The sequence below is a fragment of the Pseudomonas sp. Seg1 genome (assembly GCF_018326005.1).
In the GTDB taxonomy this organism is placed as follows: domain Bacteria; phylum Pseudomonadota; class Gammaproteobacteria; order Pseudomonadales; family Pseudomonadaceae; genus Aquipseudomonas.
This window is the reverse complement of record NZ_AP021903.1, coordinates 1,249,136-1,274,644: the sequence shown is the minus strand read 5'-3', so window position 1 is coordinate 1,274,644 and position 25,509 is coordinate 1,249,136. Positions and strand designations below refer to the sequence as shown.

Annotated in this window: 27 protein-coding genes; 8 read left to right on the top strand and 19 right to left on the bottom strand. The window is 59.0% G+C overall.

What is annotated here, in order from left to right; all coding sequences use genetic code 11:
- Positions 1 to 50: 50 nt before the first annotated feature.
- Positions 51 to 593, bottom strand: coding sequence for a YaeQ family protein (locus KI231_RS05495; RefSeq protein WP_007908961.1), 543 nt, complete (start codon positions 591 to 593; stop codon positions 51 to 53).
- Between the two features lie 146 nt (positions 594 to 739).
- Between KI231_RS05495 and KI231_RS05490 the strand changes: the two genes are divergently transcribed.
- On the top strand, positions 740 to 1,939 hold the full coding sequence (locus tag KI231_RS05490; protein ID WP_213027655.1) for a CaiB/BaiF CoA transferase family protein: 1,200 nt from the start codon (positions 740 to 742) through the stop codon (positions 1,937 to 1,939).
- Positions 1,893 to 2,846 carry a TIGR02285 family protein gene (locus KI231_RS05485; RefSeq protein WP_213027654.1) on the top strand — a complete coding sequence of 318 codons (954 nt, stop codon included), beginning with the start codon at positions 1,893 to 1,895 and terminating at the stop codon, positions 2,844 to 2,846. The genes KI231_RS05490 and KI231_RS05485 overlap by 47 nt, the downstream gene beginning before the upstream one ends.
- Before the next feature lie 176 nt (positions 2,847 to 3,022).
- Here KI231_RS05485 and KI231_RS05480 read toward each other — a convergent pair whose 3' ends face one another.
- From KI231_RS05480 to xerD, 7 genes are all read right to left on the bottom strand, one after another.
- The gene (locus tag KI231_RS05480; protein WP_103306403.1) at positions 3,023 to 3,304 is read right to left on the bottom strand and encodes a DUF3509 domain-containing protein; all 282 of its coding nucleotides are present in this window, start codon (positions 3,302 to 3,304) and stop codon (positions 3,023 to 3,025) included.
- A gap of 167 nt (positions 3,305 to 3,471) precedes the next feature.
- Entirely contained in the window at positions 3,472 to 3,879 is a 408-nt protein-coding gene (locus KI231_RS05475) for a response regulator (RefSeq protein ID WP_103306402.1), read from the bottom strand.
- A gap of 117 nt (positions 3,880 to 3,996) precedes the next feature.
- Positions 3,997 to 5,370, bottom strand: a complete 1,374-nt coding sequence (locus tag KI231_RS05470; RefSeq protein WP_213027653.1) for a transporter substrate-binding domain-containing protein — start codon at positions 5,368 to 5,370, stop codon at positions 3,997 to 3,999.
- Positions 5,371 to 5,490: 120 nt separating this feature from the next.
- Positions 5,491 to 6,900: a threonine synthase gene (gene thrC / locus KI231_RS05465; protein WP_103306400.1), complete on the bottom strand. Its 1,410-nt coding sequence runs from the start codon at positions 6,898 to 6,900 to the stop codon at positions 5,491 to 5,493.
- Between the two features lie 105 nt (positions 6,901 to 7,005).
- Positions 7,006 to 8,310: a homoserine dehydrogenase gene (locus KI231_RS05460; RefSeq protein ID WP_103306399.1), complete on the bottom strand. Its 1,305-nt coding sequence runs from the start codon at positions 8,308 to 8,310 to the stop codon at positions 7,006 to 7,008.
- 130 nt (positions 8,311 to 8,440) lie between these two features.
- The gene (gene dsbC / locus KI231_RS05455) at positions 8,441 to 9,172 is read right to left on the bottom strand and encodes a bifunctional protein-disulfide isomerase/oxidoreductase DsbC (protein ID WP_103306398.1); all 732 of its coding nucleotides are present in this window, start codon (positions 9,170 to 9,172) and stop codon (positions 8,441 to 8,443) included.
- Between the two features lie 346 nt (positions 9,173 to 9,518).
- Positions 9,519 to 10,415 (bottom strand): site-specific tyrosine recombinase XerD, encoded by an 897-nt coding sequence (xerD, locus tag KI231_RS05450; protein ID WP_213027652.1) that lies wholly within the window; start codon positions 10,413 to 10,415, stop codon positions 9,519 to 9,521.
- 107 nt (positions 10,416 to 10,522) lie between these two features.
- Here xerD and KI231_RS05445 point away from each other — a divergent pair, with 107 nt between their 5' ends.
- Positions 10,523 to 12,334: a cation:proton antiporter gene (locus KI231_RS05445; RefSeq protein ID WP_213027651.1), complete on the top strand. Its 1,812-nt coding sequence runs from the start codon at positions 10,523 to 10,525 to the stop codon at positions 12,332 to 12,334.
- Between the two features lie 114 nt (positions 12,335 to 12,448).
- Here the strand turns inward: KI231_RS05445 and KI231_RS05440 are convergent, their stop codons facing one another.
- From KI231_RS05440 to ffh, 6 genes are all read right to left on the bottom strand, one after another.
- Positions 12,449 to 12,862 carry an acyl-CoA thioesterase gene (locus KI231_RS05440; protein ID WP_038357747.1) on the bottom strand — a complete coding sequence of 138 codons (414 nt, stop codon included), beginning with the start codon at positions 12,860 to 12,862 and terminating at the stop codon, positions 12,449 to 12,451.
- Between the two features lie 91 nt (positions 12,863 to 12,953).
- A complete protein-coding gene (gene rplS, locus KI231_RS05435) occupies positions 12,954 to 13,304 on the bottom strand; it encodes a 50S ribosomal protein L19 (protein WP_003175895.1) in 351 nt (116 codons plus the stop codon).
- A 45-nt stretch (positions 13,305 to 13,349) separates the two neighbouring features.
- Positions 13,350 to 14,102 (bottom strand): tRNA (guanosine(37)-N1)-methyltransferase TrmD, encoded by a 753-nt coding sequence (gene trmD, locus KI231_RS05430; protein WP_201235080.1) that lies wholly within the window; start codon positions 14,100 to 14,102, stop codon positions 13,350 to 13,352.
- Positions 14,103 to 14,104: 2 nt separating this feature from the next.
- A complete protein-coding gene (rimM, locus tag KI231_RS05425; protein ID WP_085688896.1) occupies positions 14,105 to 14,641 on the bottom strand; it encodes a ribosome maturation factor RimM in 537 nt (178 codons plus the stop codon).
- Between the two features lie 5 nt (positions 14,642 to 14,646).
- Positions 14,647 to 14,898, bottom strand: coding sequence for a 30S ribosomal protein S16 (gene rpsP, locus KI231_RS05420; protein WP_003185073.1), 252 nt, complete (start codon positions 14,896 to 14,898; stop codon positions 14,647 to 14,649).
- A 410-nt stretch (positions 14,899 to 15,308) separates the two neighbouring features.
- A complete protein-coding gene (ffh, locus tag KI231_RS05415; RefSeq protein WP_008081630.1) occupies positions 15,309 to 16,685 on the bottom strand; it encodes a signal recognition particle protein in 1,377 nt (458 codons plus the stop codon).
- 210 nt (positions 16,686 to 16,895) lie between these two features.
- On the opposite strand from ffh, the gene KI231_RS05410 reads away from it, so the two are divergent.
- The 3 genes from KI231_RS05410 to KI231_RS05400 all read left to right on the top strand — a co-directional run bounded on the left by KI231_RS05410 (position 16,896) and on the right by KI231_RS05400 (position 20,631).
- The gene (locus KI231_RS05410) at positions 16,896 to 17,708 is read left to right on the top strand and encodes a cytochrome C assembly family protein (RefSeq protein WP_213027650.1); all 813 of its coding nucleotides are present in this window, start codon (positions 16,896 to 16,898) and stop codon (positions 17,706 to 17,708) included.
- Positions 17,709 to 17,720: 12 nt separating this feature from the next.
- Positions 17,721 to 18,953: a transporter associated domain-containing protein gene (locus KI231_RS05405; RefSeq protein WP_103306393.1), complete on the top strand. Its 1,233-nt coding sequence runs from the start codon at positions 17,721 to 17,723 to the stop codon at positions 18,951 to 18,953.
- A 361-nt stretch (positions 18,954 to 19,314) separates the two neighbouring features.
- The gene (locus KI231_RS05400; protein WP_213027649.1) at positions 19,315 to 20,631 is read left to right on the top strand and encodes an MFS transporter; all 1,317 of its coding nucleotides are present in this window, start codon (positions 19,315 to 19,317) and stop codon (positions 20,629 to 20,631) included.
- Positions 20,632 to 20,719: 88 nt separating this feature from the next.
- Here the strand turns inward: KI231_RS05400 and purT are convergent, their stop codons facing one another.
- From purT to KI231_RS05375, 5 genes are all read right to left on the bottom strand, one after another.
- Complete coding sequence (purT, locus tag KI231_RS05395; RefSeq protein WP_213027648.1) at positions 20,720 to 21,901, bottom strand: formate-dependent phosphoribosylglycinamide formyltransferase; 1,182 nt, start codon at positions 21,899 to 21,901, stop codon at positions 20,720 to 20,722.
- A 100-nt stretch (positions 21,902 to 22,001) separates the two neighbouring features.
- Positions 22,002 to 22,469: a VUT family protein gene (locus KI231_RS05390; protein ID WP_025112183.1), complete on the bottom strand. Its 468-nt coding sequence runs from the start codon at positions 22,467 to 22,469 to the stop codon at positions 22,002 to 22,004.
- 338 nt (positions 22,470 to 22,807) lie between these two features.
- Positions 22,808 to 23,017 (bottom strand): DUF1289 domain-containing protein, encoded by a 210-nt coding sequence (locus KI231_RS05385; protein ID WP_103306391.1) that lies wholly within the window; start codon positions 23,015 to 23,017, stop codon positions 22,808 to 22,810.
- Complete coding sequence (locus tag KI231_RS05380; protein ID WP_007954617.1) at positions 23,014 to 23,538, bottom strand: gamma carbonic anhydrase family protein; 525 nt, start codon at positions 23,536 to 23,538, stop codon at positions 23,014 to 23,016. Before KI231_RS05380 ends, KI231_RS05385 begins: the two co-directional genes overlap by 4 nt.
- Before the next feature lie 45 nt (positions 23,539 to 23,583).
- The gene (locus KI231_RS05375; RefSeq protein WP_123534344.1) at positions 23,584 to 24,183 is read right to left on the bottom strand and encodes a CoA pyrophosphatase; all 600 of its coding nucleotides are present in this window, start codon (positions 24,181 to 24,183) and stop codon (positions 23,584 to 23,586) included.
- 146 nt (positions 24,184 to 24,329) lie between these two features.
- Here KI231_RS05375 and KI231_RS05370 point away from each other — a divergent pair, with 146 nt between their 5' ends.
- Entirely contained in the window at positions 24,330 to 24,881 is a 552-nt protein-coding gene (locus KI231_RS05370) for an NUDIX hydrolase (RefSeq protein WP_213027647.1), read from the top strand.
- A gap of 98 nt (positions 24,882 to 24,979) precedes the next feature.
- A complete protein-coding gene (locus tag KI231_RS05365) occupies positions 24,980 to 25,495 on the top strand; it encodes a L,D-transpeptidase family protein (protein WP_123534340.1) in 516 nt (171 codons plus the stop codon).
- The last annotated feature ends 14 nt before the right edge of the window (positions 25,496 to 25,509 follow it).

Genomic DNA, 25,509 nt, shown 5'->3' with positions numbered 1-25,509 from the left:
GACGGAGACTTCTCTTTAATACGTGTGATTAATCAGTTGAGGGCGAGGGCTCAGCCGCGCTCGCCTTGTAGCCATTGCAACTGGACTTCGTGCTGACCACGGTCGTCGGTGACGAAGATCGTCCCTTCGCTGATCATCACGTCCCACTTGATAACGCGAGGCATGTCCTTGGCCAAGGTCTCCAGCACTTCCTGCGGGACGGCGGCGATGTTGACGTTTTTCAGGTTCTTGATCGCCGGAATCACTTTGGTTTCCCAGACGCGCAGGCTGCCGTAGGCGAGCAGACTGGTGCGTTCGGTGCGACGCGAGCACCAGGTCAGGCGATCGGCATCTGGCTGGCCAACTTCGATCCAGTGCAGAACACGATCATCCAGGCTCTTTTCCCACAGCGCAGGTTCATCCACGTCCGACAGACCACGGCCAAACGACAACTGCTCGTTGTACCAGAGCGCGTAGGCCAGCAGCCGCACGGTCATGCGCTCTTCGGTCTCCGAAGGGTGACGGGCGATCGTCTGCTTGACGCTCTCGTAGACACTGCGGTCGAGGTCGGTGAGGTTCAGTTCGAATTTATAGGTAGTGGACGGCTGGGCCATGAACGGGCTTCTTGATACGAGGAAAGTCGGCAAGTCTAACCGATGCTGTAGGCAATCATCGAATTGATGGCGATCAACTTTGGGCGCCTGACAGCCGGCTATGTTAAAACGCTGTATCCGTTCAGCCTTGTCCTACAGGATTCAGTATGCCGTTCGCCAACAAACCGCTCAGCGGTGTGAAAGTCATTGAATTGGGTACGTTGATCGCCGGGCCGTTTGCTTCACGGATTTGCGGCGAGTTCGGCGCTGAAGTGATCAAGATCGAATCGCCGGACGGCGGTGACCCACTGCGCAAGTGGCGCAAATTGTACGAAGGCACCTCGTTGTGGTGGTTCGTTCAGGCACGCAACAAAAAGTCGCTGACGCTGAATCTCAAGCATCCCGATGGTTTGGCGATCCTGAAAAAACTGCTCAGTGAAGCCGACATCCTCATCGAGAACTTCCGCCCCGGCGTACTGGAAAAACTCGGCCTGAGCTGGGAAACCCTGCACGCGCTGAACCCGAAACTGGTAATGGTGCGCCTGTCCGGTTTCGGTCAGACCGGGCCGATGAAAGATCAGCCGGGCTTCGGCGCGGTGGGCGAATCCATGGGCGGTCTGCGCTACATCACCGGTTTCGAAGACCGGCCACCGGTGCGCACCGGGATTTCCATTGGTGATTCGATTGCCGCGCTATGGGGCGTGATTGGCGCATTGATGGCGCTGCGTCATCGCGAGGTCAACGGTGGCGTGGGCCAAGTGGTCGACGTTGCGTTGTATGAAGCGATTTTCGCAATGATGGAAAGCATGGTGCCCGAGTTCGATGTGTTCGGTTTTATCCGCGAGCGCACCGGCAACATCATGCCCGGCATCACGCCCTCCTCGATCCACACCAGCGCCGACGGCAAGCACGTGCAGATCGGCGCCAATGGTGATGCGATTTTCCAACGCTTCATGCGGGTGATCGGTCGTGAAGACTTGGCCAACGACCCGACACTGGCCAGTAACGACGGGCGTGACTTACGTCGTGACGAGCTGTATGGCGTGATCGATCGCTGGGTCAATGCGCTGCCGCTGCAAACCGTGCTCGACCTGCTCAATCAGGCCGAGGTACCAGTCAGCCGCATCTTCAGCGCCGAGGACATGTTGAGCGATCCGCAATACCTGGCCCGGGAAATGTTCCTGCACGCCAAGCTGCCCGACGGCAAACCCTTCAAGATGCCCGGCATCGTGCCGAAACTCTCTGAGACGCCAGGCTCGTCCGAATGGGTCGGACCGCAGCTCGGTGAACACAATGCGCAGGTACTCCACGATCTTGGCTATGACGAACAGCAGATCGCCCGACTGCGCGAAGACGGAGCCATTTGAGCTGAAACGCCAGCCGACATCGAACACCCATCGTGCCCACCACTGGTGGACGTGGCGGTTGTTCGGCTTATTGTTTCTGCTGGCCCTGCCCACTTGGACGCAGGCCAAACCGACGTTGATCTGGTTACTGCGCGACTTACCGCCCTTGACGATTTTCGAAGGCTCGAAAAAAGGTCAGGGCGTCATCGATCACTTGATGCCAATGCTCATCGCCGGCATGCCGCAATACGAACACACCCTGATGCGGGTCAACCGTGCCAGGGGTATGCAAATGCTCCACGAAGCTTCCTTCACCTGCGACCCGTCGCTGATCTGGAGCAAGGAGCGAGCGCAATGGATCGCGTTTTCCATCCCGGCCTTCCGCGCTGTCAGTAATGGCCTGGTGGTGCGTCAGAAAGATCGCGAGGTGCTGGCACCGTTTCTGGTGGACGGGGAAATCGATCTGGCGGCGCTTTTGGCCAATGGCAAAGAGAAGGTCGGTGTCGTGGCGGAGCGCAGTTACGGTGAGCGAGTCGACAACCTGTTGCGACAGGCCCCACAGGACGCACTGACATCCCATTACGGCAACGACGCCCTCAACAGTCTTCTATCGATGCAGCGACTGGGTCGGTTACAGGTGGTGTTGGGCTATTGGCCGGAGATCCGTTATCAGGCTCATCTGGCGCAAATAGCCGAAGACGATTTGCTGTTCTATCCAATCCGTGGCAACGGTAAATACCTGTCGGGGTACATCGGTTGCTCAGACACCGCTCAGGGCCGCCAGGCAATCAGCGAAATCAATCAGTTACTGCGTACCCTGCCCCACGATCAACTGAACCAGCTCTATGCCGATTGGCTGGATCCCGACATGCGCACCGATTACCTGGAGCAGGTCCGGGCATTTTTCGAGCAGCAGGCCACGCAGTGAACAAATTGCAGACAAAAGAAACCCCGAGAAGTGGGGAGACGACTCGGGGTTAAACGTGGCCTACATAAAGACCCGTAGCAGCAAGCGACAAGCACCGGAGCACAATGCTTGATCCTGCTGTTATGGGGTCTGACTGACAGGGATGCAGGAAGGTTCCCACAAAAAATATTTCATTTTCAGAGCGCCGGACGCTTGTCCAGGGCCGCATTGCGCAACGCCGCGATCACACAGGGCTCCAGTCGCCCTTCGGCGATCAGGACGTCTCGGTGCAAGCCATCAACAACATCGGTCAACTGACGTTTGTCGGTCAGTTGCGCCTGATTGAATTCGCGTTCCACCACAATTGCACCGCTGCTGTTCTTCAAGGTCACCAGGCATTCACCATGGGCGCCGCTTGGAGACAACGAAACCTGATACGGGCTCAGAGCCTCACCGAGCAATAGACTGATACTTTCCATCTCGATCTCCACTCAATCGTCCGAAAACATTGTGTCTGGGGCATGTCCACAGTAAATGACCACCGGCCCGAGAAGAAAGTTCTGCCTCATTCCGGTCGCAAGCATTGGAGTGTTACCGGTCGTTCAGAGCATGCACCGCGAAGATGACAGAAAAATAACCGTGCGCTTCAGGCCTCGACAGGCGGCGAAGGGGCGATAAGGTAGCTGTCCAGCAACCCTCTCATGAGCACCGCCGACACCGGCGTTTGCAGGCATCCCAGCAGCCGCAGTCTGTGTTCGCAAAGCAGCGGTTCGAGATCATTCAGCAGACTCGAGGCCACCGCACCCAGCATGATCAGCGCTCGCGCTTCACGCTGCTGCGCCAGATGCCGGATCAGGGCGAGGCCGTCACCGCCCTTGAGTTGCGGGTCGCAAATGGCAATATCGACCGCGCCGCGATGCCCCAGAGAACACAAGGCCGATGGCAGCGATGGCGCGGTCAGGACGTCATAGATGCCAATGGCATTGAGCATTTGATGCAATGCCATCAACTGAAACGGATTGGGTTCAAGAATCAGGACTTTAAGCGAGCGCATGGGCGACCTCTGAAACGACAATCGCGGACTCTCACCGCAGTTGCCGTTCACTGTAGGGCAGGCGTCTTAAGCCTCCCATCGGAAAAGTAGCCGCGTCCTATAGGACATTTCCCAACTTCAATGCGGACAACGGCAACCACTCTCCGTCCGACGCTGGGTAATATCCGTCCAGCCCCCCAGCAGTCCGCGCAACTTGCCGTCGACACTGTAGAACGGCACCGTCCACTGGTAGACCTCGCGCGGGCCACTCTTGAATTGCAATTGCCGTTTACTGAAGCGTGAGGTACGCGTGCGCAACTGCACCATGAACTCTTCATGCAGCATCAAGGCCGTGGCCTCGGGCAGCGCTTCGATCTCGATCAGCAGCCGCCCCTGCACTTGATCCTGGCGTACTGAAAGCGCCTCCTCATAACTGCGGTTGCACATGACCAGGCGTCCTTGCAGATCCCGGACGAATACCGGATCAGGCATGGAATCGATCAGCGCGTGCTGAAAGGCCAATTGATCGCCCAGGCTTTGCTCGGCAGCACCGCGCAGCTTGATCACTGCGGCCAGGCGACGATTCCACACCAGCGACAGCAGGCCGAACACGCCAAGCATTGCCATTGCCCAACAGCCCCAACCAACCAGCCGTTGCCAGAGCGAAGGCGCGGGAGGCGGTGAGATGCCCTCCAGCCATTTCAGGCGAATGGCACGTAGCTCGGCAGCGGGAAACGCCTCCAGTGCCTTGTTGAGAATGCTCAAAAGCTCAGGCATGCCCTTGCGCACCGCCAGATGATCAGCCTCCCACTTGCCTTCCACCAGCCCGCCGACCTTGAGCAGCCCCAACGGATAAAGCTGCGCACCGATTTCGTTTTCGATCGTGGCGTAAGCCTCGCCACTCTCGACCAATGCCCGCGCCTCGGCGTAGGTTTTCACCGAGCGAATTTCGATCGACGGGTGATCACGACGGATAAGATCTTCGAGTGCGTGCCGGGCTGGCAGCACCACTACACGCTTGGCCAGTTGTTCCAGCGAATCTACCGAGGGCGCCCCCGCGCGCCCGACAAACACCCAGCCTGCACCGCCAAAGGCATGGCTGAAATCGAGAAACACCTTGCGCTCGTCACTCATCGCCAGAGTGGTACTGATGTCTGCTGCCCCACTCTCGAGGCGCTCGAGCATGTGATCGGTGGAAAACGATTCATGGTGCACAAACTGCAGACCGGTCATGGCACTGATTTGCTTGAGCACATCATTGTTCAAACCGCTCCACTGCGCGTGCTCATCCTGAAACAGATACAGCGGGTACTGCACCGACGCCACCGTCACCTTAGGGTTATCGCGAATCCATTGACGCTCATGCTCATCGAGTTCGACCGGCTGAACATGTTGTGTCCGCACATCGTCACGCAGCGCCAGTTGCGCCGCCACACTGCTGCCCATACCCGCGAGCATTCCCAACACTAACAACCAGCCCAGTGCTGGTTTGAAACCTCTATAAAACAGCATTGCCACATCCTTCGTGATCGACTCACCCGTCCTTCATGGGTGAAAACCCGAGCAGTGTGGCAGCAGAAACAAAAAAGCCCGTCAGGAGACGGGCTTCAAAATGTGACAGCTTTGGCAGGCTTAAAGTGGCTTGCCGCGGTTGCCATGCTGGCTGACAAAGGCTTGCACGGCTTTCAGCTCGTTTGGCAGAACGGTGCAGCGCTCGTTTCGCTCAAACAAATCAGAAAGATGTGCAGGTAGTTCGAGAGCTTTTCCTACACCGGCTTTTTCCACCGCGTCGGGGAATTTCACCGGGTGAGCAGTCCCCAGGATCACCATCGGGATGTCCAGGCTACGGCGGCACTCGCGCGCAGCCTTGACGCCAATGGCGGTGTGCGGATCCAGCACTTCACCGCACTGCTCGTAGACTTCGGCGATGGTCTCGCAGGTTTGCGCATCGTCCACGGCCAGCGAGTCGAACAGTTTGCGCGCTTCAGTCCAGCGCTCTTGCTCGACGCTGAAGCTGCCGTCCTTCTTGAACGAGTCCATCAGACCGGCAATCGCCGCACCGTTGCGACCGTGCAGGTCGAACAGCAGACGTTCGAAGTTCGACGAAACCATGATGTCCATCGACGGCGACAGCGTGGCGTGCAAGGTTTCCTTGACGTACTGATTGCCGCTCATGAAACGGTGCAGGATGTCGTTGCGGTTGGTGGCGACGATCAACTGGTTGATCGGCAGGCCCATGTTGCGCGCCAGGTAACCGGCGAAGATGTCGCCGAAGTTGCCGGTCGGTACCGAGAACGACACCGAGCGTGCCGGGCCGCCCAACTGCAAGGCTGCGTGGAAGTAGTAGACGATCTGGGCCATGATCCGCGCCCAGTTGATCGAATTCACCGCCACCAGACGTGTGCCTTTGAGGAAGCTCTGGTCGGCGAAGCTCGCCTTGACCATTTCCTGGCAGTCATCGAAGTTGCCTTCGATGGCGATGTTGTGGATGTTCTCGCCGAAAATCGTGGTCATCTGCCGACGCTGCACTTCGGACACGCGGTTGTGCGGGTGCAGGATGAAGATGTCGACGTTTTCGCAGTGTTTGCAGCCTTCGATGGCAGCCGAGCCGGTATCACCGGAAGTGGCGCCGACGATGACCACCCGCTCGCCGCGCTTTTCCAGCACGTAATCGAGCAGGCGACCGAGCAGTTGCAGGGCGAAGTCCTTGAACGCCAGGGTCGGGCCGTGGAACAGCTCCAGCACCCACTCGTTACCGTTCAGTTGACGCAACGGCGCGACGGCGCTGTGCGAGAACACGCCGTAGGTTTCTTCGAGGATCTTTTTGAAGTCGGCGTCAGGGATGCTGCCGGTAACAAATGGGCGCATGACGCGGAAGGCCAGCTCGTGATACGGCAGGCCGGCCCAGGAAGCGATTTCTTCCTGGGTGAAACGTGGCAGGTTTTCCGGGACGTACAGACCGCCGTCGGTGGCGAGACCGGCCAGCAGGACGTCTTCGAAATTCAGGGCCGGTGCCTGGCCGCGGGTACTGATGTAACGCATGATTTCAAACCTTCGGTTTGAGCTACAAGCTTTGAGCTGCAAGCTACAAGTGAAAAGCGGCTGTGCTTTTACTTGCAGCTTGAAGCTTGAAACTTGCCGCTGGTGTTAATTCAAGTGTTCGACGCGGATCCGTACAACCGGACCGTTCACGCCAGCCAGGGCTTCGAGGGCGGCGATGGCATCGTTGATGCGCTGCTCGACCACACGGTGGGTCAGCAGGATCATCGGCACCAGACCGTCGTGTTCCTCGACTTCCTTCTGCATGATCGACTCGATGTTGATGCCACGCTCCGAAAGGATGCTCGCCACCTGAGCCAGTACGCCCGGATGGTCCTTGGCCTGAATGCGCAGGTAGTAAGCGCTTTCGCAGGCTTCGATCGGCAGGATCGGATGGGCCGACAGCGAGTCCGGCTGGAAGGCCAGGTGCGGTACGCGGTTTTCCGGGTCGGAGGTCATGGCGCGAACCACGTCCACCAGATCGGCGATCACCGAAGATGCGGTTGGCTCCATGCCAGCGCCAGCGCCGTAGAACAGCGTCGAACCGGCAGCATCGCCGTTAACCATTACCGCGTTCATCACGCCGTTGACGTTGGCGATCAGACGATCGGCCGGGATCAGCGTCGGGTGTACGCGCAGCTCGATGCCGGTAGCGGTGCTGCGGGCCACACCGAGGTGCTTGATGCGGTAGCCCAGCGCTTCGGCGTAGTTGACGTCGGCGGTGGTCAGTTTGGTGATGCCTTCGGTGTAAGCCTTGTCGAATTGCAGCGGAATACCGAACGCAATGGAGGCCAGAATCGTCAGCTTGTGCGCCGCGTCGATGCCTTCAACGTCGAAGGTCGGATCGGCTTCGGCGTAACCCAGAGCCTGCGCCTCGGCCAGCACGTCTTCGAAGGTACGGCCCTTCTCACGCATTTCGGTGAGGATGAAGTTGCCGGTGCCGTTGATGATCCCGGCGACCCAGTTGATGCGGTTGGCGGACAGGCCTTCACGGATCGCCTTGATCACCGGAATGCCGCCGGCCACGGCCGCTTCAAACGCCACAATCACGCCTTTCTCGCGGGCCTTGGCGAAAATTTCATTACCGTGAACGGCAATCAGAGCCTTGTTCGCGGTGACCACATGCTTGCCATTCTCGATGGCCTTGAGTACCAGCTCGCGGGCAACGGTGTAGCCGCCCATCAGCTCTATGACGATGTCGATCTCAGGGTTCGTGGCCACTTCGAAGACATCGTTGGTAATCGCAATACCGGTCGTCTGGAACTGAGGCTTTGGCGTGCGCATGGCAATTTGTGCCACTTCGATCCCACGCCCGGCACGACGAGCAATTTCCTCGGCGTTGCGCTGAAGTACGTTGAAGGTACCGCCACCGACGGTCCCTAACCCACAGATGCCTACTTTGACCGGATTCACTGTGAACTCCCCATAAAACGGCCGACGCTGGGTCGGCCGGAAAACAACCGCATGCTCGCGGCTCTCAATTAATGGCCCGGCGATGTGGCTGCCGGACCATGATCGTCAAGGCTGACCGTGACGATGCGAATTACTTCGCGCCCAGCGCCAGTTTGGCGACTTGTGGCGCAGGCTGGTAGCCCGGAATGACTTGTCCGTCAGCCAAAACGATGGCCGGTGTGCCGTTCACACCGATCGACTGACCGAGGGCGAACTGTTTGGAAACCGGGTTATCGCACTTGGCGGCCTTGATTTCCTTGCCATCGACCATTTTGTCCATGGCGGCTTTCTTGTCTTTCGAGCACCACACGGCTTGCAACTGCTCGTCACCCGGCGAGCCGAGGCCCTGGCGCGGGAACGCTACATAGCGCACTTCAATGCCGCGCTTGTTCAGCTCAGGCACTTCGGCGTGCAGTTTGTGGCAGTACGGGCAGGTGGTGTCGGTGAACACGGTGATGAACGATTTGGTCTCGCCCACGGCCGGATAGACCACGGTTTCGGCCACCGGGATGGCGTTGATCAGTTTGGAGATGCCGACGCGCTCGGCTTTCTCGGTCAGGTTGACCGGTTTGCCGTCCTTGAGCTGGAACAGGTAACCCTGAACGATGTACTGACCGTCAGCGCTGGCGTACAGCACGCGGCTGCCCTTGAGCTTGACTTCGTACATGCCCGGCAACGGGCTGGCATTGATGCTTTCTACCGGAACCTCGAGTTCGAGTTTTTCCAGGCTTTGACGAATCGCTTTGTCGGCCGCGTCATCGGCGACGGCAAAGGTGCTGACCAACGCAATGGCTGCGGCGGCGAAAATCTGGGTCAGACGCATGAGAACTCCTGAAGGCGGACAAATGGATCGGTCAGAACGCCCGTGCCGGAACACCGGGTCATAACCGTCCATCGTGCAAACCGGCAAAGCCTAACACATAAGGTCACGGTGGCCGAATGCGCCTGTCGCCACAGATTCATGTGCACCTGCCACACCCTCATACATGTGCAGCTGACACACATTATTGTGGCGAGGGGATTTATCCCCGATGGGTTGCGAAGCAGCCCTGAAACCGTCCACCCCGGTCTATCAGAAAAACCGAACAAGCCGAGCCTGGGGCTGCTGCCCAGCCCATCGGGGATAAATCCCCTCACCACAGGTAATTATTCCAACATTGAAGGGTGCATCAACCGCGCGGGTGATGTTTGGCGTGCAGGTCTTGCAATCGGGCGCGGGCGACATGGGTATAGATCTGGGTGGTCGAAAGGTCACTGTGCCCCAGCAGCATCTGCACCACGCGCAAGTCGGCGCCATGGTTAAGCAGGTGCGTGGCAAACGCATGGCGCAAGGTATGCGGCGACAGCGACTTGCCGATCCCGGCGACCTTGGCCCAATGCTTGATCCGGTGCCAAAACGTTTGGCGCGTCATCTGCTCGCCGCGCTGACTGGGGAACAGCACATCGCTGGGACGGCCGCCGAGCAATTCGCCGCGGCCATCGCGCATATAGCGCTCGATCCAGACAATCGCCTCCTCGCCCATCGGCACCAGCCGTTCCTTGCTGCCCTTGCCCATCACCCGCAGCACGCCCTGACGCAGGTTGACCTGCTCCAGGGTCAGGCTCACCAGCTCGGTCACGCGCAGACCGCAGGCATACAGCACTTCAAGCATGGCACGATCACGCTGGCCGATGGCTTCGCTCAGATCCGGCGCCTTGAGCAGCGCTTCCACATCAGCTTCCGACAGGGATTTGGGCAGCGGCCTGCCCAGCTGCGGCATGTCGACACGCAACGTCGGATCTACGGTGATCAGCTTTTCCCGCAACAAATACCGATAAAACCCACGCACACCCGAAAGAAATCTCGCGGTGGAACGTGGTTTGTAGTTCTGCTCCAGACGCCAGGCCAAGTGATCGAGGATCAATTCGCGCCCAGCATTGATCAGCTCCAGGTTTTTCTCCTGCAACCAGCCGTTGAACAGCGCCAGATCACTGCGATAGGCGCCTCGGGTGTTATCGGACAGGCCTTTTTCCAGCCACAGGGCGTCGAGGAATTGGTCAATCAGGGGATGGTCGATGGCAGGCATGGGCGCTCAAGACACACAACCTCGGGGCTGTGCGCAAATGTAGAGTGAACTGTAGGAATGGCCGCTAGTCTTTCATAGCCCGCTATTTCAAGGAACAGGGAGCATCAATGAACGAGCAGCAAATCCTATTGGCATTTGGCGGGATTGGTGTGGCGGCGCTGGGTTGCCAGTGGCTGGCCTGGCGCCTGAAATTGCCGGCGATTCTGTTTTTGTTGCTGACCGGCATTCTGGCCGGCCCGGTACTGGGCTGGCTCGATCCACAGGAAATGTTCGGGCCGTTGCTGATGCCGCTGGTGTCGCTGGCGGTAGCGCTGATTCTGTTCGAAGGCAGCCTGACGCTGCATCTGTCGGAATGGAAAGAGATTGGCAGCGTTGTTCATCGACTGGTGACGATTGGAGCTATCTCAACCTGGATCGTCATCGCGGTCGCCACCCATTATTTGCTCGGCTTTGACTGGATGCTGGCCATCCTTTTCGGCAGCCTGACGCTGGTGACTGGCCCGACAGTGATCGTGCCGATGCTGCGGGTAGTGCGGCCGAAAGCCTCTATCGCCAATATTCTGCGATGGGAAGGCATTGTCATTGACCCGATCGGCGCCCTCCTCGCCGTCGTGGTCTACAGCTTCATCATTGCCAGCGCTGAGGGCCATGGTTTCAAGCAGAGTCTGTTGACCTTCGGCGGGGTGATTCTGTGTGGCGCGGCGTTCGGGATTGTCGGTGGATGGTTATTAGGGACGGTGATCCGCCGGCAGTGGCTGCCGGAGTACCTGCATAACCTCGCCTCGCTGGCGGCGGTACTGGGGATTTTCATTGCCTCCAACGAGGTCATGCATGAGTCGGGATTGTTGGCGGTGACGCTGATGGGCATGTGGCTGGCCAACATGAAAGGCGTGGATGTGCGGCACATCCTGCACTTCAAGGAAAACCTCAGCGTGCTGCTGATCTCCGGACTGTTCATTCTGTTGGCGGCGCGCCTCGACTTGAACGCCTTGATTGGACTGGGTCCGCTGGTGCTGATTTTGTTGTTGGTGATTCAATTGATCGCCCGGCCACTGAACGTTGTGATGAGCACGGCGGGCTCCAGCCTGAGTTGGCGTGAGCGCGCACTTTTGTGCTGGATCGCACCACGAGGGATTGTCGCGGCCGCAGTGTCGGCAATTTTTGCCATTCGCCTGGATGAGGCCGGCCATGAAGGTGCGTTGCTGCTGGTGCCACTGACCTTTGCGGTGATCATCGGCACCGTGGTGCTGCAAAGCGCTACAGCACGCCCGTTGGCACGCCTGCTCAAAGTCGCGGAACCGGCGCCGAGTGGCTTCCTGATCGTCGGCGCCAATGCGCCTTCGCGCTTGCTTGGCAAGTCGTTGCAACAACTGGGCAGCCGGGTTTTGCTGACCGATTCGAGCTGGGAAAATATTCGCGCGGCGCGTATGGAAGGGCTACCGACCTACTTCGGCAACCCGGCTTCGCAACATGCCGATGCGCATTTGGATCTGGTCGGGTTGGGGCATTTGCTGGCGTTGTCACCGTCCGGCGAACTAAACACCTTGGCGGCGATGCGCTTTCGTCATGACTTCGGACATCATCGTTTGTTTGGTTTGGCCAGCGGTCATGAAAGCCGCCGCAGCGACAAACATCGCGCGAGCCTTGAGCATCGTGGCAATCAGTTGGGCAGTGAGGCGTTGACCTACGCGAAACTGGCCAGCCAGATGGGCCAGGGCGCCGAGCTGTACAGCACAGCATTGACGGAAGGGTTTGGCTGGGAGGATTACCGGGCATTGCATGGCAATCGGGCGACCCTGCTGTTCATGCGTGATGACAGTGGTTGGGTGCATGTGGTGACGCCTGAGACCACGTTGAAGCCGGGATCTGGGTGGACGTTGCTGGCGTTGATTCAGCCGGAGGCCAGCGGCGCCTCTTAAATCCAATCGCGGGCAAGCCCGCTCCCACAGTGTCCGTGTCGTGCATAAAAGTTGTGAACGACACAAAACCTGTGGGAGCTGGCTTGCCAGCGATGGTCGCGACGCGGTTTCAGATCAGGCCGCAAAACCCGGGAGCACCGGCACCGGTCGCTTGTCATCATCGATGGCAACAAAGCTGAACTGCCCATGGATCGCCTTTTCGCGCCCATCACAACTCATGCTTTCCACAAACACTTCCACCTCGACCTTGAGGCTGGTGTTGCCGACCTTGATCACTTTCCCTACCAGTTCGACGATCGAGCCGGCCGGGATGGCGTGGTTGAAGTCGATGCGATCAGTCGAAACCGTCACCAGCGGCAAACGGCAAAAACGCGTGGCGGTGATGAACGACACTTCGTCCATCCACGCCAGCGCAGTGCCGCCGAACAGGGTGTTGTGGTGGTTGGTGGTCGGCGGGAAGACGGCTTTGGTTACGCGGGTTACCGAGAGTTCGGTACGGCGTTCGATTTCCTGGTCACGGGTGGTCATGGTTCTGGCCTGAAACGAAATGGCTGTGGACAAATTGCAGGCAACAAAAAAGCAGCCCGTAGGCTGCTTTTTTCTGCATCGGAAGCTGGACTTAAGCCAGTTTTTCCTTGATGCGAGCTGCTTTACCCGACAGGTCGCGCAGGTAGTACAGCTTGGCTTTACGTACGTCACCGCGACGTTTAACAGCCATGCTGTCGATCTGCGGGGAGTAGGTCTGGAAAGTACGTTCTACGCCAACACCGTTGGAGATTTTACGAACGGTGAACGCACTGTTCACGCCGCGGTTACGCTTGGCGATTACAACGCCTTCGAACGCTTGCAGACGGGAACGATCGCCTTCCTTCACTTTCACCTGAACGACAATAGTGTCGCCTGGGGCAAAGGTAGGGATTTCTTTGGTCATCTGCTCTGCTTCGAGTGCAAGGATGATTTTGTTGGTCATGCTGTGCTCCTAAGGTAAATCAACTGATCTACCATCGATACGTTGTTAACTATCGTCCCGCTCGCGGATGTATTCCTCGAGCAGCTTCTTCTCTTCTCCAGAAAGCGAGCGGCTTTCCAGAAGATCGGCGCGTCGTTCAAAGGTCCTACCAAGGGACTGCTGTAAACGCCAACGCCGGATATGCGCGTGATTGCCACTTAGCAACACGTCGGGAACACGCTGATCCGCATACACCTCAGGTCGGGTGTAGTGCGGGCAATCCAGCAGACCATCCGTAAAGGAATCTTCCTCAGCGGAATCCGCATGCCCTAAAGCTCCAGGCAGCAGTCGTGTAACCGCATCGATCAGGACCATGGCCGGCAGCTCACCGCCAGACAACACATAGTCACCAATTGACCACTCTTCATCGACATGAGCCTCAATAAAGCGCTCGTCAATGCCTTCATAGCGGCCGGCAATCAGGATCAATGCATCCGATTTCGCCAACTCGCGTACCGCCGACTGATTCAGTTGACGGCCTTGGGGGGACAGGTAAATCACCTTCGCCGCCTCCCCGGCTGCTGCCTTGGCCTGAACCAGAGCATCTTCCAGGGGCTTGATCTTCATCACCATGCCCGGACCACCGCCAAACGGGCGATCGTCCACAGTGTGATGCCGATCCGTCGTGTAATCCCGCGGATTCCAACAGGTCAGCTGCAAGAGCCCCTGTTTGACCGCTCGACTGGTGATGCCGTAGTCGCCGATGGCGGAAAACATCTCGGGAAACAAACTGATCACTTCTACGCGCAAGTTAGCCACGCTTAGAAGTCCGCGTCCCAATCCACCTTCATCTCGCCCGCTGCCAGGTCGACGGCCAACACGCATTGCTCCGTATAGGGCAACAGGCGTTCGCGATCATCCAGGCTGCCAGCGCAAGGCTTGACTACCATTACATCATTGGCGCCGGTTTCCAGAAGATGATCGATTTTCCCGAGCAATTGCCCAAGGGTGTCGATGACCTTCAGACCTTCCAGTTGGTACCAGTAGTACTCACCTTCGGTCAATTCAGCGAACAGATTACGCGGCACGCAGATCTCATAACCGGCCAGAAGACGAGCTTCTTCACGATCATCAAGACCCTTGAGCTTTGCGACCAGGAACTTGTCGCTCCCGCGTCCACTGACCAGCTCGACCTGTTTGACATTGCCTTCGCGCTTGAGCGTCCAGGTTTTGTACTGCAACAGGTTTTCAGTCGGATCAGTAAAGGAATAAACCTTCACTTCGCCGCGAACGCCATGAACAGAATAAATTTTGCCAATAACGATCAAATCATCGGCAACAGCAGGCGTCGCGTTCATATTGCTCAGGCCGCAGCCTTTGCAGATTCCTTCAGCAACTGAGCAACACGCTCAGAAGGCTGTGCACCAACGCTCAGCCAGTAGGCTACGCGCTCTTGGTTCACGGACAGACGGATTTCCTGACCACGGGCAACAGGGTTGAAGAAACCAACCTGTTCTTTGTGGGAGCCGTCACGCGGGTTACGCGAGTCGGTTACGGTCAGGTGGTAAAACGGGCGCTTTTTGGAGCCGCCAAGGGCAAGACGGATTGTTAGCATGTGAACATCGTTCCTGTAGTCGGTGCTGCAAATCTAAATGCACAGCGGGCATGGGTGCCCGAAAGGCCGCATATTCTAAGGAATATCCGGACTTTTGCAAATGACTTTTTCCGGCGCCTATGGCATGCCGTGCAGATTTGCATAGAGAGCCGTCGATGAAAACGGCCAGTCAGCTCCCGCCGAGTGCGGGTTTGCTGTTGATCCCGCATCCTTGCGGGGTCTGCGCCGGTGCGACGACCGGCGAAGTCTTAGTGTCCTGTGTCACCCATTTCGCTCACTTTTGGCGAGTGACTGATGCCCTCAAGCAAGGCGCCGCGACGAGTCATAGCCCGCTATGGCGAGGAGCGGCAACGCAGCATGAGGGCATCAGGCGCCGCCATAAGTGAGCAGAATGGGTGAGACGGGACACCTCACATCTTTGGCATGCCGCCGCCGGGCAACATACCGCCCATGCCGCGCATCATTTTCGCCATTCCGCCTTTGGCGGTGAATTTCTTCATCATCTTCTGCATCTGCTTGTGCTGCTTGATCAAGCGACCGATATCCTGCACCTGCGTGCCGGAACCCATGGCGATCCGGCGCTTGCGCGAACCGCTGATCAGCTCAGGGTCGCGGCGCTCGGCCGGGGTCATGGAATTGATGATGGCTTCCATCTGTTTGAATTGTTTCTCTGCGGCGTTCTGGGCATTGCCCATTTGCGACAGGTTGACGCCACCGATGCTCGGCAGTTTGTCCATGAGCCCGCCGAGGCCGCCCATGTTCTTCATTTGTTGCAGCTGATCGCGGAAGTCTTCGAGGTCGAAGCCCTTGCCCTTCTTCAGCTTCTTGGCCAGTTTGTCGGCCTTGTCCTTGTCGAGGGTCGCTTCAGCCTGTTCGATCAGGCTGAGCACGTCGCCCATGCCGAGAATCCGCGAAGCGATACGCTCAGGGTGGAACGGATCGAGCGCTTCGCTCTTCTCGCCCATACCGATGAACTTGATCGGCTTGCCAGTGATGGCACGCACCGAAAGAGCGGCGCCGCCACGGGCATCGCCGTCGACCTTGGTCAGGATCACACCGGTCAACGGCAGTGCATCGCCGAAGGCCTTGGCCGTGTTGGCGGCGTCCTGACCGGTCATGGCGTCGACCACGAACAGGGTTTCGACCGGGTTGATCGCGGCGTGCAACGCCTTGATCTCGCCCATCATCTCTTCGTCGATGTGCAGACGACCGGCGGTGTCGACGATGACCACGTCGATGAATTTCAGTTTTGCTTCTTTAATAGCCGCGGTGGCGATGTCCACCGGCTTCTGGCTCAGGTCGGACGGGAAGAACGTCACGCCGATGTCGTTGGCCAGGGTTTCCAGCTGTTTAATAGCTGCCGGGCGATAAACGTCCGCCGACACCACCATGACCGACTTCTTCTTGCGCTCTTTCAGGAAACGCGCAAGTTTGCCGGCGGTGGTGGTTTTACCCGCACCCTGCAGACCGGCCATCAGAATGACCGCTGGCGGCACAGCGCTCAGGTTCAAGTCTTCGTTGGCCGCGCCCATCAGGCTTTCGAGTTCGGCCTGGACGATCTTCACGAACGCCTGGCCCGGCGTCAGGCTGCGCGACACCTCGGTGCCGACAGCGCGCTCCTTGACCGAATTGACGAAGTCCTTGACCACCGGTAGGGCGACGTCGGCTTCGAGCAACGCCATGCGCACTTCACGCAGGGTGTCTTTGATATTGTCCTCGGTCAGCTTCGCCTTGCCGGTGACATGGCGCAGCGTCTGCGAGAGACGGTCGGTTAAGTTTTCAAACATTGCGCGATCCTTTCAGGCCCTGTGTAGACCGGGATAATGGCGGCCCAGACCGGAATCAACATGTGCTCGGCGAGCCTGCGGCGTGGGCAGGTCGCGGATTATAGCGAAGACTGCGGCTGGCGGACACCTCGCTGTCAGCTTCCTGAGTCTTTCGTGCCATGGCGGTTCTATGCCAAACTCAGCCCCTTTCGGGCTTGCCTAACAGGATTTATGCTCCCCTTGTCACCCAGTTTGCTTACCACTCTCGCCGCCGCCCTTCTATACGCCGCTGCGACTCTTTATCAGAGCACTCGTCTGGCCACCGGCGCCAAGGCGAACAAGCGCCTGCTGGTTATGCTTGGCGTCCTCGCCGTGGTCGCCCACAGCGCCAGCCTGCTCACGCATTTGCTGACCCCGATCGGTCTGGGCCTGGATTTCTTCAGCGCCTCCAGCCTGATCGCCGCAGCGGTGATCGCCCTGACGCTGATCGCCTGCTCACGGATTCCGGTGGAGAACCTGCTGGTGCTGCTGTTTCCGCTGGGCGCAGTCACCGTGTTGCTGGCGCAGTTCGCGCCGACCGGCACGGTGCAGATCATCGATGAAGAGCCGGGCATCCTCGCCCACATTCTCTTGTCGATCCTCGCCTACGGCATGTTCACCATCGCGGTGTTCCAGGCTTTGCTGCTGCTGGTGCAAGACCACCAGCTCAAGCACAAGCACCCGTCCGGCCTGATCAAGAACTTCCCGCCGCTGCAAACCATGGAAAGCCTGCTGTTCGGTTTCCTTTGGGCCGGCTGGACGCTGCTGTCACTGTCGCTGATTTCCGGCTGGCTGTTCGTCGAAAACCTGTTCGCTCAGCATCTGGTACACAAAACCCTGCTGGCGTGCCTGGCCTGGGTGGTGTTCAGCGTGCTGTTGTGGGGCCGCAATCGTCTGGGCTGGCGCGGCCACAAGGCGATTCGCTGGACCCTCGCCGGTTTCTGCCTGCTGATGTTGGCTTATTTCGGCAGCAAACTGGTTCGTGAATACATCCTGCACATCTGACGGGCGGCATAAATGGACGGTTTGCCCATAGGGCCGATGCTCGCAATATTTGCCCTGCTGATTTTATGGTCGGGGCTGTTTACCGCCGTCGAAATCGCGCAGCAACACCTGCTCGCGCAGCGCACCGCCTCACGCGCCAGCGATAAGCCGCTGGCCAGGCTGAGCTTCCCGCTCGACAGCCTGATCCTGTGCAATACCTTGTGCCGGGCACTGGCAGTGATCATCGCCACGCTGCTGGCGATTTTCCTTTGCGAAGAAAACGGCCCGTGGGCCGCGTGCCTCAGTGCCGGCGTGATCTTGCTGGTCTTCGCCGATTACTTCCCACGCTCGCTCGCCAAACGCTATCCGGACGCCGTGCTTTCTTTCGGCAATACCTTGCTGGCGGTGCCGTTGAAAGCGGTTTACCCATTGGCCTGGCTGCTCAGCCGTATCAGCGGTTTGCTGACTCGACCTTTTGCGCGCAAAGCCCAAGTGGTGCAGCAAAGCGAGGACGACCTGGCGGCGGATCATCCCGATGATCCCGAACATCCGACACGTACGCACCCGGTGTCAGGCATCCATGCGCTGGACAACATCACCGTCAACGACATTCTGGTCCCGCGCAGCGACGTCGACGGCATCAACCTTGATGACCCGATCGAAGACATCATCGAACAACTGCGCCACAACAAACGCACGCGCCTGCCGGTGTTCCACAGCGACATCAACCAGGTCGAAGCGGTGCTCAATACCCGGCAGATCCGCCATCTGCTGAACAACGACAGTCTGACCCGTGAAGCGCTGCTGGCCGCCAGCTACGAGCCGTACTTCGTGCCGGAAAGCACGCCGTTGCAACTGCAACTGCTGAACTTCCACAAGCAGCAGCGCCGGTTGGGCATGGTGGTGGACGAGTACGGCGAAGTGTTGGGCATCGTCACCCTGGAAGACATTCTTGAAGAGATCGTCGGCGAGTTCGAAAGCGAGCACAGCCTCGACAACCCGCACATTCACACACAGGCCGATGGGCGCATGGTGATTGATGGCGCGGCATCAATCCGTGAGCTGAATAAATGCCTGGGCTGGCACTTGCCAAGCGACGGGCCGAAGACACTGAATGGCTTGGTGACCGAAGCGCTGGAGACCATCCCGGAAAGCGCGGTTTGCCTGAAGATCGGCCGTTATCGATTGGAAATCCTCGAAACTGAGGAGAACCGGGTGAGCAAGGTGTTGATCTGGCATACCTCTTCGGTGCCTGCCAAGATCTAAGCGTAGTTGTGGCGAGGGAGCCTGCTCCCGCTCGGGCGTGCAGCGTCCGCAAATGTGCTGGGGTCGCTTCGCAACCCAGCGGGAGCAAGCTCCCTCGCCACAGAATCTCTACTGACCTCAGGTTTCATTGGCTCTGCCAGCCCTCTTGTTCATTTGTTAGCCCCCTTCCTATAATCGAGGCGCTTACCCAAGCGCAGCCGGTCCATGTGCTTATCCAGCACGATTCGGATCTCGGCCTTTTTCCGCAACAAACCGGCGACTGTTCCTACTCGAAACAGCGCTCGCGCCTCATCCCACATCCCTGGGTGTTCGACCATAATAATTCGCTCCAACGGAGCTCATGACTGTCAGGGATCACCGCATGACGACCAGTACCGCTTACAGCGACACCGCGCCTGCCCAACCGACCAATTCCGCCACCCGCGTGGCGACCGCGAGTTTTATCGGCACCGCCATCGAGTTCTACGATTTCTATGTGTATGCCACGGCCGCCGCGCTGGTGATCGGGCCGGTGTTCTTTCCGCAGACCTCCGGCACCGCGCAGATGCTCTCGGCGTTCCTCACTTTCGGCATCGCTTTTCTTGCCCGGCCGCTGGGCTCGGCGCTGTTCGGCCACTTCGGTGACCGTATCGGGCGTAAATCGACACTGGTCGCATCCTTGCTGTTGATGGGCGTGTGTACGACGCTGATCGGCGTGCTGCCGGGTTACGCCACGATTGGCGCGTGGGCACCGATTCTGCTGTGCGTGCTGCGCTTCGGGCAGGGGCTGGGATTGGGTGGCGAATGGGGCGGTGCCGCCCTGCTGGCCACGGAAAACGCGCCGAAAGGCAAACGCGCGTGGTTCGGTATGTTTCCGCAGCTTGGCCCTTCGATTGGTTTTCTCGCCGCCAATGGTCTGTTTCTGACCTTGGCCATGACCCTCACCGACGAACAATTCCGTAGCTGGGGCTGGCGGATCCCGTTTCTGCTCAGTGCGGCACTGGTGATGGTGGGTCTGTACGTACGCCTGAAACTCCATGAAACCCCGGTATTCGCCAACGCCATCGCCCGCCACGAAAGGGTGAAAGTGCCGTTGGTCGAGCTGTTCAGTCAATACTGGGCACCGACGCTGCTGGGCGCTGCGGCGATGGTCGTATGTTATGCGCTGTTCTATATCTCGACGGTGTTTTCCCTGAGCTATGGCGTATCCACGCTCGGCTACAGCCGTGAGACGTTCCTCGGTCTGCTGTGTTTTGCCGTGTTGTTCATGGCGGCAGCCACGCCGTTGTCAGCCTGGGCCAGTGACCGTTACGGGCGCAAACCGGTGTTGATCATCGGCGGCGTGCTGGCGATTCTGTCCGGGTTTCTGATGGAGCCATTGCTGACGCAGGGTTCGACCTGGGGCGTGGCGCTGTTTCTGTGTATCGAGTTGTTCTTGATGGGCGTGACGTTTGCGCCGATGGGGGCGTTGTTGCCGGAGTTGTTTCCCACTCATGTGCGTTATACCGGCGCATCGGCGGCGTACAACCTCGGCGGCATTGTCGGGGCCTCGGCGGCGCCGTTTTTCGCGCAGAAACTGGTGGCGATGGGTGGTTTGAGTTATGTCGGCGGGTATGTGTCGGCGGCGGCGGTGCTGAGTTTGATTGCGGTGCTGTGCCTGAAGGAAACGCGTGGCAACGATCTGAATCAGGTTGCCTGATAGATCGCTATCGCGAGCAGGCTCACTCCTACAGGGGAACGCATTCCAATTGTAGGAGCGGGCTTGCCCGCGATAGACGCGACTCGGTTTACAGCTCTACAACGACAGCCTGAACAGCACGGGTCGCTTTGGCACGAGCCGCTTCGATCGACTCATCCCGCGCCAGCGCCACACCCATGCGACGCTGGCCATTCACCTCCGGCTTGCCGAACAGACGCAATGCCGTGTCCGGTTCGCTCAACGCCGCACCAAGGTTGGCGAATGCCGTTTGGGTCGACTGCCCTTCCACCAGAATCACTGCCGAAGCCGATGGCCCGAACTGACGGATCAGCGGCACCGGCAGACCAAGAATGGCGCGTGCGTGCAGGGCGAACTGCGACAAGTCCTGCGAAATCAGCGTCACCAGACCGGTGTCGTGCGGGCGCGGCGATACTTCGCTGAACCACACCTGATCGCCCTTGATGAACAACTCGACGCCGAACAGACCACGACCGCCCAGCGCTTCAGTCACGGCTTTGGCAACACGCTCGGATTCCGCCAGTGCAATCGGGCTCATGGCTTGTGGCTGCCAGGATTCCTGATAGTCACCCTTCTCCTGACGATGACCGACTGGCGCACAGAACGTGGTACCACCAATATGACGCACGGTCAGCAAGGTGATTTCGTAGTCGAAATCGATGAAGCCTTCGATGATCACCCGACCTTTGCCGGCGCGACCGCCCTCTTGTGCGTAATCCCAGGCTTTCTGCACGTCATCGGCGCTGCGCAGCAGGCTCTGACCCTTGCCCGACGAACTCATCACTGGCTTGACGACGCAAGGGAAGCCCAGATCCTGCACGGCTTTGCTGTAGTCCTCGAAGGTGTCGGCAAAGTGGTACGGCGAGGTCGGCAGATCCAGCTCTTCGGCAGCCAGACGACGGATGCCTTCGCGGTTCATGGTCAACTGCGCAGCACGGGCGGTCGGGATCACGGTGAAGCCTTCGGCTTCCAGCTCGACCAGAGTGGCGGTGGCGATGGCTTCGATTTCCGGCACGATAAAGTGCGGCTTCTCGGCTTCGATGACGGCACGCAGCGCGGCGCCGTCGAGCATGTTGATCACGTGGCTGCGATGGGCAACCTGCATGGCCGGCGCATTGGCGTAACGGTCAACGGCGATCACTTCAACGCCCAGACGTTGCAGTTCGATTACCACTTCCTTGCCCAACTCACCACAGCCACACAGCAATACGCGGGTCGCGGTTGGCGACAATGGAGTTCCGATACGGGTCATCTCAGGTCCTCAAAGAAGCGGATCATCGAGGAAAGCGTCGCCATGCGCACTTTCCATGGGGCGAAAGCGCGGCATTTTACATGAACCCGAAGGTTTGGCTTCAGCTGGCGACGGCCTGTTTGCGTTCGCGCCAGGCCATGATCAGCCAGACGGCGGTAACGCCGGCGAATTTCGAGGCCAGGGCGGTGATGATCACCGGCGGCGTCATCAGATCGATCATGCCGAAGAAAATGAAGGTATCGAGAGGAATGCTCAGCGCCGAACTGATCCACAAACGATCGCGCAACGGCCGCTTGGTGATGCTGAAGACCAGCCAGTCGATGATCTCGGACACCGCAAACGCCGTGGCACTGGCCAGGGCGATGGACGGATCGGAGGTGACATACGACAACACCAGCGCCGCCAGCATCGCCACGATGGCGCCGTGGCCGAAGCGGGTTTGCACCATGTCACGCAGCACGAATACCAGGCCGCCCCAGGCCGACCAGATGATGTCCAGGTGGGGCGCGGTGGAGAAGGCAAAGTTGATCAGCACGACGCTGCTGATGTAGGCAATGAGGAAAATCATGGGGGCGACCTGTCAGTTTGGCGCACAGGTTACTGGACCCGTAGATCAAGAGCCACCCCCTCACCCCAGCCCTCTCCCCCCAGGGGGGCGAGGGGGAAAGGGAGCAGATCTTCGTATGATCGAATCCCGAGTTCGACTCGAGACCGCAGGTCGGTACGGACCGAACCATCAACCCGGTCATCCCCTCCCCCTTCAGACCAGAGGGAAAGCGAGCAGATCGGGGGCTTTGAAAACTTGAGCTCAACTCAATCGTTCAGGTCGATGTAGCTCAAACTATCAACTCGGTCAGTCCCCTCTCCCTCTGGGAGAGGGCTAGGGTGAGGGCATTCCCGAGTTGATCACGATTTCGAAGGCACCATCCACACCAACCCGCTCGCCTTCGCCCGCTCATGACACAACCCCAGCACCACGCGTCGCTCGTCATTGCTCATGCGGCCCCAGCGGGTGATCTCCGCGACCGTGCGCTGGCAACCGGTGCAAATATCGTCTTCGTCCAGCGCGCAAATATTCACGCAAGGCGAGGCGACCGGTCTTTCGACAGTAGTCATTCTTCCTGCTCGACCAGATCACGCGCATAACGCTGGGAGTTATGCACATAGTGCGCAGCGCTCGCTTCGAGCATCTTCTTCTGCGGCTCGGTCAACTCACGCACAACCTTGCCCGGCGAGCCCATCACCAGCGAACCATCCGGAATTTCCTTGCCCTCACCAATCAGCGAGTTGGCGCCAATGATGCAGTTCTTGCCGATCTTCGCGCCGTTGAGAATCACCGCGTTGATGCCGATCAGGCTGTAATCGCCAACGGTGCAGCCGTGGAGCATGGCGTTGTGGCCAATGGTCACGCCGGTGCCGATGGTCAGCGGATAGCCCATGTCGGTGTGCATCACGGTGCCGTCCTGGACGTTGCTGTTCTTGCCGATCAGGATCAGTTCGTTGTCGCCGCGCAGCACGGCGTTGAACCAGACGTTGGCGCCCTCCTCCAGTTTGACCTTGCCCACCAACACGGCATTGGGGGCGACCCAGCTCTGCGGGTGGGTTTCGACACGGGCGTCGCCCAAGCGGTATTTCATCTTGTTTTCCTCAGGGCTCACGGGGATGGCCATTCGAACGATGGCTTACGTGTTAATAAAGCTTTTAGGCGGTTGATGCAGACTAATCTTCGCGTCATAGAGCAGATTGATCAACTCGACGATCATGATCGCCGTCAGCCCCCAGATCTTGAACTCGCCGTAGCGATAACTCGGTACGTACCAGCTACGGCCCTGATAGTCGATGCGATGGGTGTGTTCGCGGGGATCCTTGCGGAAGAATTCGAGGGGGACACTGAACACGGCGGCGATTTCCGCGTCGTTGGGCTGGTACTCGACAAAATCGGGGATCACGCCAACGTAAGGTGTGACCTTGATTCCATGCAGAGAGATCAACGGGCTCAGCGGGCCGATCACTTCGACCAGTCCCGGCGGCAGGCCAATCTCTTCTTCGGCTTCACGCAAGGCGGTGAAAATCAGGTCAGGGTCTTCCGGATCGCGGCGCCCACCCGGGAAGGCGACTTCGCCGCCATGGGTCGAGAGACCGCTGGCACGCAGAGTGAGTACCAGCTCAGGCTCGGCACTGCGGGTGATCGGCACCAGCACGGCGGCCTCGGGGAAACGTGTGTCGGTCTCCAGCGTGCGCGGTGTGTGGTTGCTTACCCGATGCAGTAGCTCGTCCAGCATGAGTGTTCTCGATCTGTGCCTTACCCGGCATCATGCACCAATCATAGCGGCCGCCCAAGCCCCTCGCCGGAGCATGTCGCGAAACGACAACTTGCCGACCGGCACCGCTGCACGCCAAGATAGGCGCAGCATTCAGGAACCCCAGCATGAAATTTTGCAGCCAGTGCGGCAACCCGGTGACACAGCGCATTCCCGAAGGCGACTCGCGGCTGCGATTTGTCTGTGACAGCTGTCAGACCATTCACTATCAGAATCCCAACATCGTTGCCGGTTGTGTCGCGACCTGGGGCTCTAAAGTATTGCTCTGCCGTCGCGCCATCGAGCCGCGCCTCGGTTACTGGACGCTGCCCGCTGGTTTCATGGAAAACGGTGAGACCATCGAGCAGGCTGCGATCCGCGAAACCGCCGAGGAAGCCTGCGCCCGGGTACGCAACCTGAGCATCTATACGCTGATCGACGTGCCGCACATCAGTCAGGTGCATGTGTTCTTCCGCGCCGAGCTGGTCGACCTGGATTTCGCCGCCGGCCCCGAGAGCCTCGAAGTGCAACTATTCGACGAAGCCGACATTCCATGGGATGAGCTGGCTTTCCGCACGGTGGGGCGTACCTTAGAATGCTTCTTCGCTGATCGGCGCGCCGAGGCCTACCCGGTTCGTTCCGAATCGATTCCGCCGCTGGCCCAGCCGGTCATTATTTGATCCGGCGACGGCACCGGCTAGAAGATCAAAAGATCGCAGCCTGCGGCAGCTTCTACACTTAACGTCATATTTGCGTCACTTCCTGGGGAATCGTTTCAATGCGTTGGTTGCTTGCCCTGTTTTGCCTGTCATTCGTCACGGTCTCGCAAGCGTCATTCGTGACCACCGTGACGCCGTCAAAGACACCTCTGATCGAGAAAGTTCTGGTTCTCAAATCCGCCCATCAACTGCAGCTGATCGTCGACGGCAAGCCACTCAAGACCTATCGCATTTCCCTGGGTAAGGGCGCGAAAAAAGGGCCGAAACTGATTGAGGGCGACAAACGCACACCTGAAGGTTTCTATTGGATCGACTGGCGCAAGGTCAGCGAAAAATTCAACCTGGCAATGCACATCTCCTACCCGAACATCAGCGATTCGGCACGCGCCCGGCGTGAAGGCGTCGAGCCTGGGGGGATGATCATGATCCACGGCACCCCCGACACCGAGGAAAACCCCGAGGACCTGTTCCACACACTGGACTGGACCGACGGCTGCATCGCCATGCGTAACATGGACATGCGCGAAGTCTGGGGCCTGGTGCCGGATGGCACGATGATCGAGATTCGCCCGTAAAGACTGACCACCGG